We start from the raw sequence: 18,474 nt of genomic DNA, 5'->3' as shown, positions 1-18,474 counted from the left end.
GCGGTCGCGTACGGTGAAGGACACGTCCCTCCCACGAAGAACAGACGAAGACAGGAGACCGAGGTGCCGGTCCTTCCTGGAGCCGAGCCGTACCGCCATGAGGGCGGAGAGGTCGGGGTGCTCCTCTGTCACGGCTTCACCGGTTCCCCGCAGTCGCTGCGCCCCTGGGCGCGCTACCTGGCCGGGCAGGGCCTGACCGTCTCGCTGCCGCTGCTGCCGGGACACGGCACGCGCTGGGAGGACATGGCGCCGACCGGCTGGCCGGACTGGTACGCGGAGGTGGACCGCGAGCTGCGCGCCCTGCGCGACCGCTGCTCCCAGGTGTTCGTGGCCGGCCTGTCGATGGGCGGCGCGCTGGCCCTGCGGCTCGCCGCGAAGCACGGGGAGGGGGTGGAGGGCGTCATCGTCGTCAACCCGGCGAACAGGGTGCACGGCCTGTCCGCGTACGCCCTTCCGGTGGCCCGCCATCTCGTCCGGACGACGAAGGGGATCACCAGCGACATCGCGAAGGAGGGCGTGCTGGAGAGCGGGTACGACCGGGTGCCGCTGCACTCGGCGCACTCGCTGCGCATCTTCCTGCGGATGATCGACGGCGAACTGCCGCAGGTCACCCAGCCGCTGCTGCTTCTGCACAGCGTCCAGGACCATGTCGTACCGGCCGCCGACTCGGCCCGGGTGCTCGGCCGGGTGTCGTCGACCGACGTGACCGAGATCCTGCTGGAACAGAGCTACCACGTGGCAACGTTGGACCACGATGCGGACCGGATCTTCGAGGAGAGCTACGCGTTCATCGCCCGGATCGCGCCCAGTGTCGGCAAGGAAGGGACGGCCGTAGGTGGCTGAGCACGACTCCGACCGTGAGGACCGGGAGAACCGGGACGAGCGGGACGGCCCGGAGGGCCGGGAGGGCCGCGCGTCGGAGGAGCAGAGCGTGCCCTTCGACGAGGCCGCCGCATGGGCGGCGATCGTCGCGGGATACGGCGAGGAGCCGGCGGACCCGCCGGGCTCCAAGCCGTTCAAGTCGGTCGAGGACCTGGCGCTGCTCGAGGTCGAGACGAACGACGAGGAGTCCGGGGCGGAATCCGACCAGGAACCCGCTGAGGAACCCGCGAACGGCTCCGCGAAGGACCCCGCGAAGGAGCCCGGCGAGGAGAAGGAACCGGCCAAGCCGCTGGGCGGATCGATCGCCTTCGCGCCCGGTGTCGGCCCGCGCGACTACACGGCGCCCGAGGCCGCGGAGGAGGACTTCGACGGGGACGACGAGGGTCACTTCGTCCCACCGGAACCGCCGCCGCTGCCCGCCGCCGACACCACGGCCAAGTTCGCCTGGCTCGGGGTGATCGGCGGGCCGTTGCTGCTCCTGCTCGCGGTGCTGCTGGGCTGGGAGATGACGTGGTGGCTGTCGACCGTCGGCATCGGCGGCTTCCTCGGCGGCTTCGCCACACTGGTGATGCGGATGCGCACGGACGACGAGGAGGACGGGGACCCGGGGCGGGGAGCGGTCGTCTAGGGCCTGTCCGCGGGGACCCGGAGGGCGGCGAGGACCGGAAGGTGGTCCGTGGCCGCCCTCAAGTCGCTCCCGGTGACTCCGGGAAGCCCGATGGGCACCCCGCAGCCCAGCACCTCCACGCCCTTGGTCACGAAGATCCCGTCGATGCGGCGGTTCGGCCCGGTGGACGGGAAGCTGTCCTCGGCGCCCCACGGGGCGGCGGCGCGGCAGTCCTGGAGCGCGGTGGCCAGGCGGCCGAAGGTGCGGCCGCCCGGGCTCTCGTTGATGTCGCCGCCCGCGACCGCGTGCTCCACGCCCATCCCGGCGAGACGGTCGAGCAGCATGCCCGCCTGCTCGTAGCGCTCGGCGGCCGTCAGACCGAGGTGGCAGCCGACCACGCCGAGCCGGGCACCGGCGAAGCGGACCACGGCGGTCGCGAGGCCCCGGCGGTGCTCGCCGGGGGTGAGCGGCAGCAGGACGTCCTCCGTGCGTTCGACGGTCGCCCGCAGCGAGCACAGGACGGCCGGGCCGGCCGCCGTGCCGCCGCCGGTGAGGATCACCTGGCCGGACGCGGCCGCGAGTCGGGCGAGCTTCTTGCGCCAGCGGAAGAAGCGGGGTGCCTCCTGGACCAGGGTCAGGTCGGGGGCGCAGGCCGTGATGACCCGGGCCAGGGCCCCGGTGTCGTCCCGCAGGGAGCGGATGTTGTAGCTGAGGACCCGGATGACGGCCGAACCGTCGGGCTCGGTGCGGGAGTTGGGTAGCGGCGAGGTCGTCGGCATAGCGATCAAGATACGCCGCCGCGTCCCCTACGTCCGGAAAAGCGAACGGGGGCCGCGAGCGGCCCCCGTGTTGACGCGATATGCAGCAATGCCCAGTACGACTACATGATCGGGTCGGGTTCTCTTGCCAGGTCCGCCGCCCCCACCAGGCCCGCCTTGTTGCCCAGCTGGGCCGCGATGACATCGGCCACCGGGCGCCAGTTGCCGCCGACCAGCCAGCGCTTGTACGACTTACGGATCGGGTCGAGGACCAGCTCACCCTCGTCGGAGAGGCCGCCGCCGACGATGAAGGCGGACGGGTCGAAGAGGGACGCGAGGTCGGCGAGACCGGCGCCGGCCCAGCGGGCGAGCTCGCGGTAGGAGTCGACCGCGACCGGGTCGCCCTGGCGCGCGGCCATCGAGATGTGCTTGCCCTCGATGCCGTCGGGGTTGCCGTCGCCCAGCGACAGCAGGATCTCGGCGTTCTCGGGGGTCGCGTTGGCGCGCTGCTTGGCGTAGCGCACGAGGGCGCGGCCGGAGGCGTACTGCTCCCAGCAGCCCTGCGAGCCGCAGCCGCACAGCAGGCCGTCCGGCACCATGCGGATGTGGCCGAACTCGGCCGCGACGCCGAAGTGACCGCGGCGCAGCTTGTTGCCGATGATGATGCCGCCGCCGAGGCCGGTGCCGAGGGTGATGCAGATGACGTTGCGGTGGCCCTTGCCCGCGCCGAACTTGTACTCGCCCCACGCCGCGGCGTTGGCGTCGTTCTCCACCACGACGGGGAGACCGACGCGGGCCTCGACCTCGTCCTTGAGCGGCTCCTGGCGCCAGTCGATGTTGGGCGCGAAGTAGACCGTCGAGCGCTGGCGGTTGACATAGCCGGCGGCGCCGATGCCGACACCGACGATGTCGTGCCCGGCACGCGCGCCCTCCACGGCGGAGGCGATGGCGTCCACGATGCCCTCGGGCGTGCCCGGGGTCGGCACCTTGTGGGTCGAGAGGATGTTGCCTTCCTCGTCGACCACGCCGGCCGCGATCTTCGTGCCGCCGATGTCGACGCCGATGGTGAGTCCCATGAATCCCTCAGTTTCGGTCGAGCCCCGCTACGGCCAACCGTACCCGAGGCCCTGCCCCCGGAGGGCTTCAGTCCAAGTCGATGCGCTGGCCGGGACCGGTGTCGTCGCCGTCGCGACCTTGATCGCGCGGGGTGTTCCGCGGGTCCTTCGACCCCGTCGTCCAGCGTTGTTCCTGGGTCTGGACGGCGGAGCGGTAGGCGGCGAGGAGTTCGGTGCCGGCGGCCGCGAGGTGGTCGAAGACGTCCGGGTTGCGCTCGATGACGGGCTCCACGGCGGCCTTGGCCTGCTCGACGACCTGGCGGACCACCTGCTGGGCGGCAGGTCCGGCGACCGCCCCGAGCAGCGGGGACTGGAGCGAGGACAGCTTGTCGCCGACGGCGTCGACGAGCTTGCGCAGTTCCTCGGCGGCCGAGCCCGGGGGCCGGTCGTCCTGGGCACGGCGGCGGGCCTTCTCCGCCGCCAGGTCCTCGGCGGCGGCGGTGGCCCAGGCGTCGGCGTCGGTCGCGCGGGGCTGCTCGTCGAACCCTGATGTCCCGGCGGGCTCCCCGGCGGCGTCGGGCGTGGGGCGCTCTTCGCTCATGGCGGACTCCTGATGACTCCTGGTCGACGACGCCTGATGACGGCTCGTCCCTACGACGTTACCCGAACGGCGGAACGCCGTTCAGTGGGTGCGCGGCCACAGCCCGGGATCCGGCGCGAACCGCACGCACAGCTCGCCGTCGCGCAGCGCGGCGCCGTCGACGGTGCAGCGGCGCAGCACGGAGGGCAGCGCGACGATACGACGGAACGGCCCGGCGGTGACGACGAGTTCGTCGCCGCGCCGGATGAGGTCGAGCTCGTCGCGTATGGCACCGGGCAGCGGGAGGTGCCAGACGAGCACGCCGTCCTCGGCGAGCCGGTCGGCCACGGGCCACTCGACCGGGGAGGTCGCCGGGTTGACGGCGGGCACGGCGAGCGCGGCGAGGTCGTCGGCGCCGCGGGGGTCGTACCCGAGGTGGGCGACGGGACGGGCCGCCTCGCCCCACTCCCCCAGGGTCTTGCGCTGCTGGGCGACGAGCCGGCCGAGCAGGCCGTCGTCACCCGCCGCCTCCGGCAGGACGCGGTTGGCGACGAGCGACTCGACGGGCAGGGCGCGCAGGGCGAGGCCGAGGCGGGCGTCGCGGACGGCGTCGGCGCCGGCCGGTCCCGGCTCGGCGACCAGGCGTACGGCGGTGCCGGGGTCGGCGAGGACGGCCGCGACGGCGGCCAGCTCCATGTCCCAGCGGGCGGTCGTCTCGTACAGCCACTCGGCGGGCATCGGCACCCCGGCGAGGCGGCCGAGCATCGGGCGCAGGGCGCGGGCGGCCTGTCGTTCCGGCGGGAGCAGCCGCCGCAGATAGCGGCGCAGCTCCTCCGGAAGGGCCAGCAGGGCGAGGGCCTGCGAGACCGGCGGCAGGTCGACGACGAGGAGTTCGTGCAGGTCACCGCCGTCCGCGAGGGCGGCGTCCCGCAGCGCGCGCAGCAGGGTCAGCTCCTCGGCGCCGGGGAGGGGGGTGACCTCTTCCGGGTCGAGCCGGGAGGCGCCGAGCAGGTCGAGGACGGTGGAGGCACGGTCCTGGAAACCGGCGAGGTCGTCCCGGAAGCCGGCCGTGGCGTCGGGGCGCCAGGCGGTGAGGCGTGGGGCGACCGGGACGGGGCTCGCCCCGGTGCGCACTCCGAGCGCCACGCCGAGGGTGTCGGTGCGGTCGGCGCTGAGGACGAGGGTGCGGGTGCCTTCCGCTGCCGCGCGCCGTGCGGTGGCGGCCGCCACGGTGGTACGTCCGCTGCCGCCGGGGCCGGTGATCAGGATGGTGCGCATGAGGGTGAACCGTAACGGAGGTCGGGGCAGCCCCCCGACCTCCTCGCCCCGCCCCCGCACCCGCCGACTCCCGGGTCTTGGGGCCGGCGCTACTTCCCGGGCGCCTCGAAGCCGGCCTCTCCCGACTCCACGCGCTTCTTCAGGCCGGCCAGTGCGCGGTCGATGATGACCTTCTCGGCCTTGCGCTTGATCATGCCCAGCATGGGGATCTTGACGTCCACGGTCAGCTGGTAGGTGACCTCGGTCGCGCCCGCGCCGGCCGGCTTGAGGAGGTAGGAGCCGTCGAGCTGGCGCAGCATCTGGGACTTCACCAGCGTCCAGGACACCTCGTGCTCGCCGGTCCAGGTGTAGCCGAGGACCTGGTCGTCCTTGATGGCGCCGGCGTCCATGACCAGGCGGACCTGCTCGGCGCGGCCCTGCCCGTCGGTCTCGAGGACCTCCGCCTGCTTCACCTCTCCGGTCCAGTCCGGGTAGCGGGCGAAGTCGGCGATCACCGCCATGACCTCAGCCGGTGCCGCCTCGATCGTGATGCTCGAGCTGGTGTGTTCCGCCATCGCTGTGGCTCCTCCAGATGCGGGCCGGTAAAGGTAGAGAAGAGGACACCGTGCGCCAGCCGCCGCGCACGTGTGTGCAGCGTGAAGGCTACCGCGCGCCCGACCTGCCGCCGTCACCCGGAGTCAGGACGGCGTCGGGTCGTCGCTCGGTCACCACTCCAGCGCCCACGGCTTCCCGCTGCCCGCGAAGTGCCCCACGTTCACGCACTCGGTCGCGCCGACCCGCATCCGGCGGGCGAGCGGCTGGTGGACGTGCCCGAAGAGCGCGTAGCGGGGCCGGGTGCGGTGGATGGCGTCCAGCAGCGCCCGGCTGCCCCGCTCGAAGCGGCGGGCCACGGTGTCGTAGACGAGTTCCGGCACCTCCGGCGGGATGTGGGTGCACAGCACGTCCACCTCGCCCACGGCCTCGATCTTCGCCGCGTACTCCTCGTCGCTGATCTCGTACGGCGTGCGCATGGGTGTCCTCAGGCCACCGCCCACGAAGCCGAAGACCCGGCCGCCGATCTCCACCCGCTCCCCGTCCAGGACGGTCGTGCCGGGCCCGGCGAACTCGGGCCACAGCCGCGGCATGTCGACGTTGCCGTAGGTGGCGTACGTCGGGCTCGGGAACGCCGGGAAGAGCTCGGCGTACTGCTTGCGGACCGCCTGCTCGATCAGCGCCGCCCGGTCGCCGCCGATGCCGCCCCACAACCGGGCGCCGAGCTCACGGGCCTCCTCGAAGCGGCGGGCGGTGCGCAGTTCGACGATGAGGTCGGCGTTCTCCACCCCGAAGAGGTCGGGGAAGATCCCGCGGGAGTGGTCGGCGTAGTCCAGGAACAGGACCAGGTCGCCCAGACAGATCAGGGCGTCCGCGCCCTCTCCGGCCCGGGCCAGGTCGCGCGCGTTGCCGTGCACGTCGCTGACCACGTGGATGCGTGTCCGGCGGTTTCCGGGCGGTGTGGATGCCATGGCGATCAAGGGTAGGCGTGTGCGGCATACGTGAACAGAGTCGATCGGGATACCGGTTACTGGCCAGTCAGTAAAGCGGTGGACTACTGTCGGCCGGGAAACACCAATCTGTGTGACGCAGCGAACATCTCGCCGGACCCCCCTGTCGAAGACGCCATACCGACGGGTAACGTCCGGGCAGTCCAGTCGTGCTCAGGATTTCAACCATCGAGATCCACCGAGGTCCCGAGCACAGTCCCGAGCCTTGGACCGCATCGTCGCAGCACACAACGTCGTGGCGCCGGCGCCCTATGAGGAGCAGCAGTCTTGCGCGAGTTCAGCCTTCCGGCTTTGTACGAGGTCCCTGCGGACGGCAATCTGACCGACATCGTCCGCAGAAACGCCGCGCAGCATCCCGACGTCGCCGTCATCGCCCGCAAGGTGGGCGGCGCCTGGCAGGACGTGACGGCCACGGCCTTCCTGGCCGAGGTGCACGCCGCCGCCAAGGGCCTCATCGCCTCCGGCGTCCAGCCCGGCGACCGGGTCGGCCTGATGTCGCGCACCCGCTACGAGTGGACGCTGCTCGACTTCGCGATCTGGTGCGCCGGCGCGGTCACCGTGCCGGTGTACGAGACCAGCTCCCCGGAGCAGGTGCAGTGGATCCTCTCCGACTCGGGCGCGACCGCCGTCGTCGTCGAGCTGGACAGCCACGCGGCGGCCGTGGAGTCGGTGCGCGAGTCACTGCCGGCGCTGAAGCACGTCTGGCAGATCGAGGCCGGGGGTGTCGAGGAGCTCGGGCAGCTCGGCAAGGACGTCTCCGACGAGGTCGTCGAGGAGCGCAGCTCGCAGGCCAAGGCCGACGACCCGGCGACCATCGTCTACACCTCCGGTACGACCGGCCGCCCCAAGGGCTGTGTGCTGACCCACCGCAGCTTCTTCGCCGAGTGCGGGAACGTCGTGGAGCGGCTGCGGCCGCTGTTCCGCACGGGCGAGTGCAGCGTGCTGCTCTTCCTCCCGCTCGCGCACGTCTTCGGTCGGCTGGTGCAGATCGCCCCGATGATGGCGCCGATCAAGCTGGGCACCGTCCCGGACATCAAGAACCTCACCGACGAGCTGGCCGCCTTCCGACCGACGCTCATCCTGGGCGTGCCGCGGGTCTTCGAGAAGGTCTACAACTCGGCGCGCGCCAAGGCGCAGGCGGACGGCAAGGGCGCGATCTTCGACAAGGCGGCCGACACCGCGATCGCCTACAGCAAGGCGCTGGAGCTCCCGGCGGGCCCGCCGCTGAAGCTGAAGATCAAGCACAAGGTCTTCGACCGGCTCGTCTACGGCAAGCTGCGCGCGGTCCTCGGCGGCAAGGGCGAGTACGCGATCTCCGGCGGCGCCCCGCTGGGCGAGCGCCTCGGTCACTTCTTCCGCGGCATCGGCTTCACCGTGCTGGAGGGCTACGGCCTGACGGAGTCCTGCGCCGCCACCGCCTTCAATCCCTGGGACCGGCAGAAGATCGGCACGGTCGGTCAGCCGCTGCCCGGCTCGGTCGTGCGGATCGCGGACGACGGGGAGGTGCTGCTGCACGGCGAGCACCTCTTCAAGGAGTACTGGAACAACCCGGCCGCGACCGCCGAGGCGCTGGCCGACGGCTGGTTCCACACCGGTGACATCGGCACCCTCGACGAGGACGGCTACCTCCGGATCACCGGGCGCAAGAAGGAGATCATCGTCACCGCGGGCGGCAAGAACGTCGCGCCGGCCGTGATCGAGGACCGGATCCGGGCGCACGCGCTGGTGGCGGAGTGCATGGTGGTGGGCGACGGGCGGCCGTTCGTGGGCGCGCTGGTCACCATCGACGAGGAGTTCCTGGGCCGCTGGGCTTCCGACCACGGCAAGCCGGCGGGTTCGACCGCCGCGTCGCTGCACGGGGACGCCGACCTCCAGGCCGCCATCCAGTCGGCGATCGACGACGGCAACGCCGCGGTCTCGAAGGCGGAATCGGTGCGGAAGTTCCGCATTCTCTCCGCCCAGTTCACGGAGGACTCGGGCCACCTCACGCCGTCGCTGAAGCTCAAGCGCAATGTCGTGGCGAAGGACTACGCGGGCGAGATCGAGGCGATCTACGCCAAGTAGCGGCTGTTCAGCATCTCCTGACGGAGCGTCTGGCGCGGTGTCCTCGATGGGGACCCGCGCCGTCGTGCGTTCGGCGAGGGCGGTGGCGGTGGCGAACGGGTTCACCGCGACGGCGCCCGGCACCAGCGAGCCGTCGGGTGACGTACGGCTTCGAATACCCCTTCACCCGGCCGCAGTTGTCGGTCGCCAGAGCTAGAGCAACGTCTTCAACTTCTCCGCCAGCAGGTCCCACCGCCACTTCTCCTCCACCCAGGCGCGCCCGCGCTCCCCCATCCGGCGGCGCAGCTCCGCGTCCCCGAGCAGGGCGACGATGCGCTCGGCCGCGTCGGCCGGGGAACCGCCCCGCACAACCCAGCCCGTCTCCCCGTCGAGCACGGCGTCGGGCGCCCCGCCCGAGTCCCCGGCGACGACGGGCAGCCCGGTCGCCGACGCCTCCAGGTAGACGATCCCGAGCCCCTCGACGTCCAGTCCGCCCCGTCGCGTCCGGCACGGCATCGCGAAGACGTCCCCGGCGCCGTAGTGGGCGGGCAGCTCCGACCAGGGCACCGCCCCGGTGAAGCGCACCGCGTCCGCCACCCCGCGCTCGTGGGCGAGCCTGCGCAGATCCTTCTCGTACGGCCCGCCCCCGACGATCAGCAGGACCGCCTCCGGCTCGGCGGCCAGGATCCGCGGCATGGCGAGGATCAGCGTGTCCTGGCCCTTGCGCGGCACGAGCCGCGACACGCACACCACCACCGGCCGGTCGGTCAGCCCGAGCCGCGCCCGCACCTCCTCGCCGCCCGACCCCGGGTGGAAGGTCTTCTCGTCGACGCCCGGCGGCAGCTGCGCCATCCGCCCGGCCGCCCCGGCGCTCAGCGCGGTCGCGATCCGCGAGCGGGTGTACTCGCCGAGGTAGGTGATCGTGTCCGTGCTCTCGCCGATCCGTCCGAGCAGCTGCCGGGCGGCGGGCAGCTGCGCCCAGCCGGCCTCGTGCCCGTGGGTGGTGGCCACCAACCGCTCGGCGCCCGCCCTGCGCAGCGCCGGCGCCATCAGCCCGAGCGGCGCCGCCGCCCCGAACCACACCGACGTGCACCCGTGCTCCCGCAGCAGCCCGACGGCCCTGCGGGTCGCCCCGGGCGTCGGCAGCAGCATCGTCGTGGAGTCCCGTACGACGGTGAAGGGCTGCTCGGCGTCGAAGGCGGCCGTCGCCTCGACACCCTCGCGGGAACGCTTCCAGGTGGACGCGTAGACGACGAGTCGGTCGGGGTCGAGCCGGAGCGCCATGTTGTGCAGGAACGCCTGGATGCCGCCCGGGCGGGGCGGGAAGTCGTTCGTCACGATCAGGGTCTTGTGCATCGCAGCCGACCTTATCCAAACGCCATTCACAGCCGCGCCCGACCGCGCTTCACAGCCCCGCGGGAGATCATGTGGGCCATGGAGACGACGGCCGTGGGACGGCCCCTGACGTGCCTGCTGACGACCTGGGGCGTGACCCGGCTCGCGCTGCTGCTCTTCGTCTTCAAGGTGTTCCTCTTCCCCGGACCGGACGTCACCAGCGACATCTCCGTCACCTACCAGGGCTGGTACGAGGTGCTGAGCGGCGGCACGTTCCCGGCCGCCGACGTCACCTGGCAGTACCCGCCCGCCGCCGCCCTCGCGATCCTCTCCCCCGGCCTGCTGCCCTTCCTCGACTACGCGTCGGCCTTCTTCGTCCTGGCCTTCCTCGCCGACCTGGCCGTCCTCATGCTGCTGCTGAACACGGGGCTGCGCGCCGGCCGGTCGCTGCGCGGCGCCTGGATGTGGGTGGCGGGCGTGCCCCTGCTCGGCCCCACCGTCTACTCCCGCTACGACGTGATGGTGACGGCGGTGGCGGTCGCCGCGCTGGTGGCCGGCGTCCGGCGGCCCCGGGTGATGGGCGCGCTGACGGGTCTCGCGATGCTGCTGAAGGTGTGGCCGGTGCTGCTGCTGGCGGGCGCCGTGCGCAGGCGGGCCTGGGGCGCGGCCGTGGTGACCGTCGGCGCGCTGGCCGCGCTGTTCGCCCTGATCATGCCCGGCGCCTTCGCCTTCGTGACCTTCCAGCGCGACCGGGGCACCGAGGTGGAGTCGCTGGGCGCGCTCGCCCTGCATGTGGCCCGGCAGTTCGGCTGGCAGGGCCGGGTGCTGCTCAACTACGGCTCGCTGGAGTTCCTCGGCCCGTACGTCGGCGTGGTGAGCGACGTGGCCCTGGGGCTGACCGCGGTCGCGTTCGGCTGGCTGCTGCTGTGGCGGCTGACGGCCAGGCGCTTCGCGCCGCAGACCCTCGCGGAGGCGGCGTTCACGGCGGTCCTGCTGTTCACCGTCACCAGCCGGGTGATCAGCCCGCAGTACCTGGTGTGGCTGATCGGCCTCGCGGCGGTCTGCCTGTGCTTCCGCGCCGGCTGTATGGCCCTGCCCGCCGTCCTGGTTCTGGCCGCGTCCTTCGTGACGGTGCTGGAGTTCCCCGTCTTCTTCGCGGACGTCGTCGCGAGCAGCCCGCTCGGCGTCACCCTCCTGTTCCTGCGCAACGGCCTGCTGGTGGCCGCCACGATCGTCGCGGCCGTCCGGCTGTGGCGCTCGACGGTGCCGGGCGCCGTCCCCGCTCCCCCGGCCGGTCAGGCCGCCCGCACCAGCGAGCCCGCGGTCTCGCCCTGACGCCCGGGCCACGCCCGCCGCAGCACCACCCCCACCACCAGGCACTGCACCGCCATGCCGAGCGCCAGCGCCAGACACACCCCCGGCAGCCCGAGCCCCGACAGCGCGTACGCCGACGGCAGCTGGACGGCCGTGCCGAGCACGGTCACCCGCAGCAGCACGGGCGCGCCCCCGCTTCCCTCGAAGACCCCGCCCAGGGCGATGAACCCGGCCATGAGGAGCAGATACGGGCCGACACAGCGCAGGAACAGCACGCCCGCACGGGCCACGGCGGGCCCGGCGCCGAAGGCGGCCATGATCCAGGGGGCCGTCGCGTACAGCAGCACGGCCGCCGCGAGGCCGACGGTCCCGGAGACGAGCACGGCCTGCCGCCCGATCGCCCGGCGCTCCTCCCGGCCCTCGCCCCGGGTGTGCGCGGTGTGGATGGAGGCGGCCTGGCGGACGGCGTAGAAGGCCATGGTCGCCACGTACATGACCTTGTACGCGATCGAGTAGGCGGCCACCGCCGTCACCCCGAGCCGGGCCACCACGGCGACCAGGGCGAGCGCGCCGCCCTGGCGCAGGGTGAAGTCGGCCGACATCGGCAGCCCGGTCGTCAGGGTGCGCCGCAGCGAGGCACGGGTGGAGAGCGCGGGCGCCACCCGGGCGGCGGTCCGCAGCACGGCGTCGCGCCGCAGGGCCGACAGTCCGGCCCCGAGCGCCACGCACCGGCAGAGCACCGTGGAGAGGGCGGCGCCCCGGACGCCGTAATGGTGGATGAACAGCGGGTCGCTGACCAGGATGAGACCGTTCGCGAGAAGCGCCAGCCGCATCGGGGTCCCGGTGTCCCCGGCCCCCTTGAGGATGCCGTCCACGAGCTGCTGGCCGAAGAAGACGGCGATGCCCGGCATCGAGATCGCGAAGTAGGAGACGGCGAGGGGCAGGGCGGGGCCGTCGTGCCCGCCGAGGACCAGCCGGGCCAGCGGTTCACGCAGCAGGAAGCCCCCGCCCGCGACGACCGGCGTGACCACCGCGCACAGCGCCCAGCCGCCCCGCACGGCCGCGCGCAGGGCCCCCGGGTCCCGTGCCCCTCGGGCCTGCGCGACCAGCACCGTCGTCCCGGAGGCGAAGACCAGCGCGACCCCGAGCAGCACGTTCTCGGCGTTGGTGGCGACCGCGACGGCGGCCACCGCGGGCCCGCCGAGCCGGGACACCCAGACCGTGTTGATGATCCCGGTGGCGACCGAGGCGAGCAGCGAGAAGTAGACGGGGCGGGCGAGCGAGACGAGCTGCGTGCGATGACCGGTCATGACGGATCCCCCTCGAACGAAGCAGCTCCGAACGCGCAGCCTCTGAACGGATTGCCTCTGACAGATTGCCTCTTATCGAGTTACCTCTAAACGAGGTAGCTCGATAAGAGGTAGCATGACGTCATCGCGTCCGCAAGGGAGGGTCATGCTCGAGCTGTCCATCCTCGGTTTCCTGGCCGAAGAGCCGTTGCACGGCTATCAGCTGAAGGAGCGGATCAAGGCGCTGACCGGCCATGTCCGCCCGGTCAGCGACGGCGCGCTGTATCCGGCGATCACCCGTCTCGTCACCGCGGGCAAGCTCGACCAGCACCGGGAGGACGGCGCGGGCGCGGCCCCCCGCCGGGTGCTCTCCCTCACCGACGAGGGCCGGGCGGACCTGCTGGAACGCCTGCGTCACCCCCGGCAGCCGGAGATCACCGACCATGTCCGCTTCAACACGGTCCTCGCGTTCCTGCGGCACCTGCCCGACCGCGGGGAGCAGGCAGCCGTCCTACGGCGCCGGCTGGACTTCCTCGAGACGCCCGCGAGCTTCTTCTACGCCGACGGCAAGCCCGTACGGGCGGAGGAGACCGGGGACCTGTTCCGGCAGGGCATGCTGCGGGTCGCCCGGGCGACGGGCGAGGCGGAGCGGGCCTGGCTGCGCGAGGCGATCGAGCAGCTGACTCAGGCGAGCTGAGTCTTCAGGTAGCCCTGCCAGTCCGCGGTGAACTCCGCGAGGGAGGTGCCCAGCACGCTCTTCAGCGCGCCCTCCACCGCCCCCGACCGCTCCCGGTGCTCCCCCACGGCCCGGTAGAACGCGTCCAGCCTCACCTCGTCCCACCGCTCGGCGATCATCCGGCAGGCCAGCCAGCCGCCCTCGTACGCCCGGGCCAGCCGGTCGGCGTCGCCGGAGAAGCCGAAGTCGCCGTCGGTGGGCAGCGCCGCCGGGACGGCGCCGTCCGTGACGGCGTGCTGGAGCTCCGGGGCGACCTCGGCGGGGGTACGGCCGGTACCGCGGTAGCCCACCCAGTCGGCGTACCCCTCGGACAGCCACAGCGGGGTGGCCGCGTTGGTGTGCGCGCGCGTCGCGACATGGGTGGCCTCGTGGGTGAGGACCACCTGCCGGCCGACCCGGCCGAGCATGCCGTACGCGTCCGGGTTGACGATGATCCGGTCCGCGGGCGTCCTGGCCCCGCCGCCCGTCTCGCCCGTGGTGACCGCGGCGATCCCCCGGTAGGAGGAGGCGGGCGAGCCGAGCAACCCCGCCATGCCCTCCAGCGACTTCGGTACGAGGACGACGAGGTGCCCCGCCCAGCCGGTGCCCCAGGCCGCCGAGACCTCCGGGACGGCGTCGTCGGCCAGGTCGGCGAAGGACCGCAGCCGCGCCCCGGACTGCCCGACCCCCAGCACCAGACTGTGCGCGCCCCGTACGACACTCACCGTGCCCTGGTCCCACAGCTGCTGGCCGGCCTTCGTCGCCGGCCTGTCCGAGGCCACCGACCACCGGCCGGCCCCGTCACGGGTCAGACGCAGCACGCGGGCCGTGGTCACCGGGGCCTTGTCGTAGCCGTCGACGCGGTAGCTCAGTTCGGCGTCGGCGGTGGCGGTGTCCCCGCTGCGGTGGAGCGCCGTCACGCGGTACGACCAGGCCGCCAGCGGAACGGCCCGTACCGCGGCGTACCCGGCGGCGGCACCGGTGGCCGCGTAGGCGCCCTGGTCATGGTCCAGGACCGCGGCGGCCCGCCGGTCGAGGACCCGCTGCACATCGGCCTTCGCGTGGTCCGACGTGGGCCGCCCGCCGCAGCCGACCAGACAGACGAGGAGCGAGACGAGCAGCAGACAGAGCCCCAGGACCCCAGGTCCGCGCGCCCGCCCTCGACCAGCCATCCTCCCGATCGTACGGCGGCGGCCCCGCGCGGGCTCCGCTCAGGGCCGGGTGACGGACGAGACCGGCATCATCCCGACCGGGTCGTAACGCACCGGCGCCCCCGGATAGGGGGCGTGGATGACCTGACCGTTGCCGACGTACATGCCGACATGGCTGGCGTCGGAGCGGTAGGTGACGATGTCGCCGGGCCGGGCCTGGGAGAGCGGCACCCGCCGGCCCGCGTGCGCCTGGGCCTGCGAGGTGCGCGGCAGCGAGATCCCGGCCTGCGCGTACGACCACTGCATGAGGCCCGAACAGTCGAACCCGGTGGGCCCGTTGGCGCCCCAGACGTACGGCTTGCCGAGCGCGGAGCGCACGGCGGCCACGGCGGCGCCCGCGCGGCCGGAGGCCGGGACGGCGCCCGACAGGTCGGACATGGTGTCCCGGCCGGAGCGGGAGGCCCGGTCGAAGGCGGCGCGTTCGGCGGACGGCAAGGCGTTGAGCAGCTCCCGCGCCTTGGCGAGCTTCTGTTCCACGGTCCGCTTGTGCCGCACCACGGCCTTGCGGCTCTTCTCCAGTTCGGCGAGCTTGCCCGCGGCCTCGGCGCGCTCCTGGGTGAGTTCCCGCATGGCGCCCTGGAGTTCCCTCAGCTCCCCCGCCTGGTGGGCGGTGATCCGGTCGAGGACGGACGCCTTGGCCAGGTACTCCTCCGGGTCGTCGGAGAACAGCAGCGCCAGGGAGGGGTCGAGGCCGCCGGAGCGGTACTGGGCGCCGGCCAGCGAACCGAGCTGCTCGCGCAGGCCGTTGATGCGCTCCTGCTGCCGGGCGATGTGGTCCTGGGCCACGCCGACCTGCCCCCGCAGGGTGTCGGCGCGCTCGTCGGCCGTGTTGTAGGCCTCGGTGGCCTTCTCGGCCTCCTCGTAGAGACGGTCCACCTCGGCGCGGGTGTCGTCGTGCGGAGCGGCCGTGGCCGGTACGGCGGACACGGCGCCGAACGCGGCGGCCGCGACGGACAGCACGCTCAGGGCGCTGGTGGCGCCCCGGTCGAACCCGGACTGTGCAAGGCGGCGATGGGACCCCACGGGATGCCGCGCTCCTTCCGCTGGCGGACAGGGAAACGCGGCAGACAGTAGCCCCGCGGTGGGGGGTCGGCCAAAGACCTCGGCGGCGACGCACAGTGACGCCCCGCCGCTGACGCAGGTCACCGGCGGGGCGTGGGGTCACTTCTCGTTGCCGTAATTCGCCCGTTCGGGCGGCATGGTGTCCCGGTCCGGGGACCGATCAGATCCGGACGCCGAACTGGAAGGGCATGTTGTTGATCGACTCGTAGCGCACGACGGTGCCGGTGCGCGGGGCGTGCAGCACCTGGCCGTTGCCCGCGTAGAAGCCGACGTGGTGCTGGTCGCCGTAGAAGATGACCAGGTCGCCGACCTTGAGGGCGCTCTGGGAGTAGATGCGCGTACCGGCGTTGGCCTGCGCCTGCGAAGTGCGCGGGATGGAGACGCCCGCCTGGGCGTAGGCCCAGGAGGTCAGACCCGAGCAGTCGTACGTGGCGGTGCCGGTGGCGCCGTACTGGTACGGCTTGCCGAGCTGGCTCTGGGCGGCCTGGAAGGCGGCCATGGCCCGGCCGGAGCCCGTCGGGGAGTCGCCGAGGTCCACCCGGTCGCCGGCGTCGCGGCTGGCGCGGGCGTCGGCGGCCGCGAGGGACGCCTGCTCCTTGGCCGTCAGCGTGTTGAGGAGCTTGCGCGCCTCGGTGAGCTTGGCCTGGACTTCCTTCTTCTTCTTGCCCAGTTCGGTGCGGGTGGTGGCGAGGTCCTTGAGCTTGGTGGAGGCCTCGCTGCGCTCCTGCGCGAGCTCGCGCTGCTTCTCCTGGATCTTCTTCAGCGCCTCGACCTGCTGGGCGCTGAGCTGGTCGGCGGCGGACGCCTTGTCCAGGTAGTCGTCCGGGTCCGAGGAGAGGAGCAGCTGCAAGGAGGGGTCTATGGACCCGGTGCGGTACTGGGCCGCGGCCGCCAGACCCATGGAGTCGCGCAGCTCGTTGAGGTCGGCCTGACCGCGAGCGACGTTGTCCTGGATGGTGGAGATCTCCTTCTGGAGCTTCTCCTGCTTCTCCTTGGCACCGTTGTACTTCTCGGTGGCCTGCTCCGCGTCCTCGTAGAGCTTGTCGACCTTGGTCTTGACCTCGTCCTTGGTGAGCTTCTCGCTGGGCGCCGCGTTGGCGGCCTGCGAGCTCAGTACGACGGCAGCGGCGGCTGCGGTGGTCAGCACGGTCACGCGTGCGCGACTCGGCTGCTTCGGTCGACGGTGGGACGCCACGGAGACGGGCTCCTTCTTTTGAGTGATCACCCGTTTGGAGATGCGAGCCCTGACCTTAGTGACCTCGCCGTGATCAGTTCAAATCCTCAGGAGAAAAAAACCCATCACGCAACGCAGTTTTTTCAATCAACTCACGTGTAGTCATGCTCGATTGACGCTACGTTGCGTGACGATCCAGCCAATTCGGTCAATAAACCTGGAACTTCGACGTTTAGGACAGCCGCTTCAGAAGTACCGCGGAAGCCACCGGTCGGGCACCCGCCTTGGCGATCCCGTCGGCCACCTCACGGTCGGTCGAGGCCACGATGACCGGCCGGCCCGGCGGCTCGGCCCGCACCAGCTGACGGATCAGCTCGTCGGCCGTGACACCCGGCTTGGAGAACAGCACCCGCACCCCGCGCGGCGGCGCGAGCAGCACCGGAGCGGCCAGTTCGGCCCCGTCGAAGACACAGGTGACCTCGGCGCCGGTCTGCGCGGCGAGCTGCGAGAGCTGCCCGAGCAGCCGGAGCCGCTGCTTCTCCAACGGCATCTGCGGATAGCCGGTCTTGGTGACGTTGTAGCCGTCGACGACGAGATGGGCCTGGGGCAGCGCGAGCAACTGGTCGAGAATGGCCGGATCGTTCTCCGACAGAGCACGCGTGGCGATGTCCTTCGGGGTCATTCGCCCCGGTTCGACCGCGTCGACGGTTGCCGCCGGACGCACCGACACCGGCGGCAACGCCAGTTCCCGCCGCAGCCCTTGGGCCGCGTCGAGCACCGTGTCCAGCAGCAGCCGCACCCGCATGTCCTCGACGCTGCGCCCTTCGCGCGCCGCCCGCCGGGTGGCCTCCAGCGCCGCCTCCACCTCTCCGAGCCGCGCCTTGAGCCGCCGGGTCTCGCTCTCCGCGGCCGACACCTGGGCCTGCCCCTCGGCACGCACGGTGTCCAGCTCGCCGCGCACCTTGCGCAGCGCGGCCTCGCCCCGCTTCACGTCACTGAGGGCCGAACGCAGCTTGCGATGGAGCGATTCCGCTTCCTTCTTCGCGGCGTCGAGTTCGGCGCGCAGCCCCTCGGTGCCCGCCCGGGACTGCTCACGGGCCCGGTCGAGCTCCTCGCGCAGCCGCTCCAGTTCGGCCCGGCTCTCCTCGCCGGCCCGCTCGGCGTCCGCCCGCTGGGCCTCCTCACCGGCCGCGGTGACCAGCTTCACCCAGCCGGGGGGCCGCAGCACATAGGCCGCGGCCGCCACTTCGTGCGGGTCCGCGGCCGGGGTCGGCGAGCCGGAGTCGAGAGCGCCGGCGAGTTCCGGCTGGGCCTCTCTGAACTTCTCGGCGATGCGCTGCCGGAAGAGCGGATCGGTCTCCAGCGCGGCGGCCATCGCGTTGCCCGCGAACTTCGCCCGCCGGTTCGGCGCGAACCGGGCGTACTGCCGCAACTGGACGGGCAGTTCACCAACGGTCAGCCCGCCGAAGCCGTCGGAGACGATCTGTACGACCCTGCGCCGCACGCCGTCCGGCAGCGGACGGTCGAGCATCTCGGCGGCGCCGTCGCCCGGCCCCCCGCCTGCGCTCTCCACCATCCGTCACACCCCAATACTGTGCGGGCCTCCCCCACTCTCGGCTTCGCTCGAGCG

At 72.5% G+C, this 18,474-nt stretch carries 17 protein-coding genes; 5 read left to right on the top strand and 12 right to left on the bottom strand.

Features of this window, described 5'->3' with window-relative positions:
- Window positions 1-63 precede the first annotated feature (63 nt).
- Both OHU34_RS30840 and OHU34_RS30835 read left to right on the top strand, forming a co-directional pair.
- A complete protein-coding gene (locus OHU34_RS30840) occupies window positions 64-843 on the top strand; it encodes a carboxylesterase (RefSeq protein WP_142263813.1) in 780 nt (259 codons plus the stop codon).
- Window positions 836-1,510, top strand: a complete 675-nt coding sequence (locus OHU34_RS30835; RefSeq protein WP_230196188.1) for a hypothetical protein — start codon at window positions 836-838, stop codon at window positions 1,508-1,510. Before OHU34_RS30840 ends, OHU34_RS30835 begins: the two co-directional genes overlap by 8 nt.
- Here the strand turns inward: OHU34_RS30835 and OHU34_RS30830 are convergent.
- The 6 genes from OHU34_RS30830 to OHU34_RS30805 all read right to left on the bottom strand — a co-directional run bounded on the left by OHU34_RS30830 (window position 1,507) and on the right by OHU34_RS30805 (window position 6,620).
- Window positions 1,507-2,268 (bottom strand): endonuclease/exonuclease/phosphatase family protein, encoded by a 762-nt coding sequence (locus OHU34_RS30830; protein WP_142263815.1) that lies wholly within the window; start codon window positions 2,266-2,268, stop codon window positions 1,507-1,509. The two genes, OHU34_RS30835 and OHU34_RS30830, sit on opposite strands and share 4 nt — an antisense overlap.
- Before the next feature lie 101 nt (window positions 2,269-2,369).
- Window positions 2,370-3,323 (bottom strand): ROK family glucokinase, encoded by a 954-nt coding sequence (locus OHU34_RS30825; RefSeq protein ID WP_020129975.1) that lies wholly within the window; start codon window positions 3,321-3,323, stop codon window positions 2,370-2,372.
- A 67-nt stretch (window positions 3,324-3,390) separates the two neighbouring features.
- The gene (locus tag OHU34_RS30820) at window positions 3,391-3,903 is read right to left on the bottom strand and encodes a DUF5304 domain-containing protein (RefSeq protein WP_142263816.1); all 513 of its coding nucleotides are present in this window, start codon (window positions 3,901-3,903) and stop codon (window positions 3,391-3,393) included.
- Window positions 3,904-3,984: 81 nt separating this feature from the next.
- Window positions 3,985-5,160, bottom strand: coding sequence for an ArsA family ATPase (locus tag OHU34_RS30815; RefSeq protein ID WP_142263817.1), 1,176 nt, complete (start codon window positions 5,158-5,160; stop codon window positions 3,985-3,987).
- A gap of 89 nt (window positions 5,161-5,249) precedes the next feature.
- Window positions 5,250-5,714, bottom strand: a complete 465-nt coding sequence (locus OHU34_RS30810; protein ID WP_054242832.1) for an SRPBCC family protein — start codon at window positions 5,712-5,714, stop codon at window positions 5,250-5,252.
- A 150-nt stretch (window positions 5,715-5,864) separates the two neighbouring features.
- On the bottom strand, window positions 5,865-6,620 hold the full coding sequence (locus OHU34_RS30805) for a metallophosphoesterase (RefSeq protein WP_200839903.1): 756 nt from the start codon (window positions 6,618-6,620) through the stop codon (window positions 5,865-5,867).
- Window positions 6,621-6,968: 348 nt separating this feature from the next.
- Here OHU34_RS30805 and OHU34_RS30800 point away from each other — a divergent pair, with 348 nt between their 5' ends.
- Window positions 6,969-8,765 (top strand): long-chain fatty acid--CoA ligase, encoded by a 1,797-nt coding sequence (locus OHU34_RS30800; RefSeq protein ID WP_142263819.1) that lies wholly within the window; start codon window positions 6,969-6,971, stop codon window positions 8,763-8,765.
- Window positions 8,766-8,957: 192 nt separating this feature from the next.
- Here OHU34_RS30800 and OHU34_RS30795 read toward each other — a convergent pair whose 3' ends face one another.
- The gene (locus OHU34_RS30795) at window positions 8,958-10,100 is read right to left on the bottom strand and encodes a glycosyltransferase family 4 protein (protein ID WP_142263820.1); all 1,143 of its coding nucleotides are present in this window, start codon (window positions 10,098-10,100) and stop codon (window positions 8,958-8,960) included.
- Between the two features lie 78 nt (window positions 10,101-10,178).
- Here OHU34_RS30795 and OHU34_RS30790 point away from each other — a divergent pair, with 78 nt between their 5' ends.
- Window positions 10,179-11,414: a glycosyltransferase family 87 protein gene (locus tag OHU34_RS30790; RefSeq protein ID WP_142263821.1), complete on the top strand. Its 1,236-nt coding sequence runs from the start codon at window positions 10,179-10,181 to the stop codon at window positions 11,412-11,414.
- Here OHU34_RS30790 and OHU34_RS30785 read toward each other — a convergent pair.
- On the bottom strand, window positions 11,375-12,703 hold the full coding sequence (locus OHU34_RS30785; RefSeq protein ID WP_142263822.1) for an MATE family efflux transporter: 1,329 nt from the start codon (window positions 12,701-12,703) through the stop codon (window positions 11,375-11,377). The two genes, OHU34_RS30790 and OHU34_RS30785, sit on opposite strands and share 40 nt — an antisense overlap.
- Window positions 12,704-12,848: 145 nt before the next feature.
- Between OHU34_RS30785 and OHU34_RS30780 the strand changes: the two genes are divergently transcribed.
- A complete protein-coding gene (locus OHU34_RS30780) occupies window positions 12,849-13,379 on the top strand; it encodes a PadR family transcriptional regulator (RefSeq protein ID WP_142263823.1) in 531 nt (176 codons plus the stop codon).
- Here the strand turns inward: OHU34_RS30780 and OHU34_RS30775 are convergent.
- The 4 genes from OHU34_RS30775 to OHU34_RS30760 all read right to left on the bottom strand — a co-directional run bounded on the left by OHU34_RS30775 (window position 13,367) and on the right by OHU34_RS30760 (window position 18,420).
- A complete protein-coding gene (locus OHU34_RS30775; protein WP_405769397.1) occupies window positions 13,367-14,569 on the bottom strand; it encodes a hypothetical protein in 1,203 nt (400 codons plus the stop codon). The two genes, OHU34_RS30780 and OHU34_RS30775, sit on opposite strands and share 13 nt — an antisense overlap.
- A 39-nt stretch (window positions 14,570-14,608) precedes the next feature.
- Complete coding sequence (locus OHU34_RS30770) at window positions 14,609-15,631, bottom strand: NlpC/P60 family protein (protein WP_142263825.1); 1,023 nt, start codon at window positions 15,629-15,631, stop codon at window positions 14,609-14,611.
- A 199-nt stretch (window positions 15,632-15,830) separates the two neighbouring features.
- Entirely contained in the window at window positions 15,831-16,865 is a 1,035-nt protein-coding gene (locus tag OHU34_RS30765) for a C40 family peptidase (RefSeq protein WP_028806868.1), read from the bottom strand.
- Between the two features lie 211 nt (window positions 16,866-17,076).
- Window positions 17,077-18,420: an NYN domain-containing protein gene (locus tag OHU34_RS30760; RefSeq protein WP_142263826.1), complete on the bottom strand. Its 1,344-nt coding sequence runs from the start codon at window positions 18,418-18,420 to the stop codon at window positions 17,077-17,079.
- Window positions 18,421-18,474: the final 54 nt, after the last annotated feature.

The sequence above is a fragment of the Streptomyces sp. NBC_00080 genome (genome assembly GCF_045041255.1).
Taxonomy (GTDB): Bacteria; Actinomycetota; Actinomycetes; order Streptomycetales; family Streptomycetaceae; genus Streptomyces; species Streptomyces coriariae.
The sequence above is the reverse complement of the archived record's forward strand: the minus strand, read 5'-3'. Positions and strand labels throughout refer to the sequence as shown.

What these genes read in the sequence shown, in the direction of transcription:
- OHU34_RS30830 (WP_142263815.1), bottom strand. Translation starts at nt 2,268, where the DNA reads ATGCCGACGACCTCGCCGCTACCCAACTCCCGCACCGAGCCCGACGGT.
- OHU34_RS30825 (WP_020129975.1), bottom strand. Translation starts at nt 3,323, where the DNA reads ATGGGACTCACCATCGGCGTCGACATCGGCGGCACGAAGATCGCGGCC.
- OHU34_RS30820 (WP_142263816.1), bottom strand. Translation starts at nt 3,903, where the DNA reads ATGAGCGAAGAGCGCCCCACGCCCGACGCCGCCGGGGAGCCCGCCGGG.
- OHU34_RS30815 (WP_142263817.1), bottom strand. Translation starts at nt 5,160, where the DNA reads ATGCGCACCATCCTGATCACCGGCCCCGGCGGCAGCGGACGTACCACC.
- OHU34_RS30810 (WP_054242832.1), bottom strand. Translation starts at nt 5,714, where the DNA reads ATGGCGGAACACACCAGCTCGAGCATCACGATCGAGGCGGCACCGGCT.
- OHU34_RS30795 (WP_142263820.1), bottom strand. Translation starts at nt 10,100, where the DNA reads ATGCACAAGACCCTGATCGTGACGAACGACTTCCCGCCCCGCCCGGGC.
- OHU34_RS30790 (WP_142263821.1), top strand. Translation starts at nt 10,179, where the DNA reads ATGGAGACGACGGCCGTGGGACGGCCCCTGACGTGCCTGCTGACGACC.
- OHU34_RS30785 (WP_142263822.1), bottom strand. Translation starts at nt 12,703, where the DNA reads ATGACCGGTCATCGCACGCAGCTCGTCTCGCTCGCCCGCCCCGTCTAC.
- OHU34_RS30780 (WP_142263823.1), top strand. Translation starts at nt 12,849, where the DNA reads ATGCTCGAGCTGTCCATCCTCGGTTTCCTGGCCGAAGAGCCGTTGCAC.
- OHU34_RS30775 (WP_405769397.1), bottom strand. Translation starts at nt 14,569, where the DNA reads ATGGCTGGTCGAGGGCGGGCGCGCGGACCTGGGGTCCTGGGGCTCTGT.
- OHU34_RS30760 (WP_142263826.1), bottom strand. Translation starts at nt 18,420, where the DNA reads ATGGTGGAGAGCGCAGGCGGGGGGCCGGGCGACGGCGCCGCCGAGATG.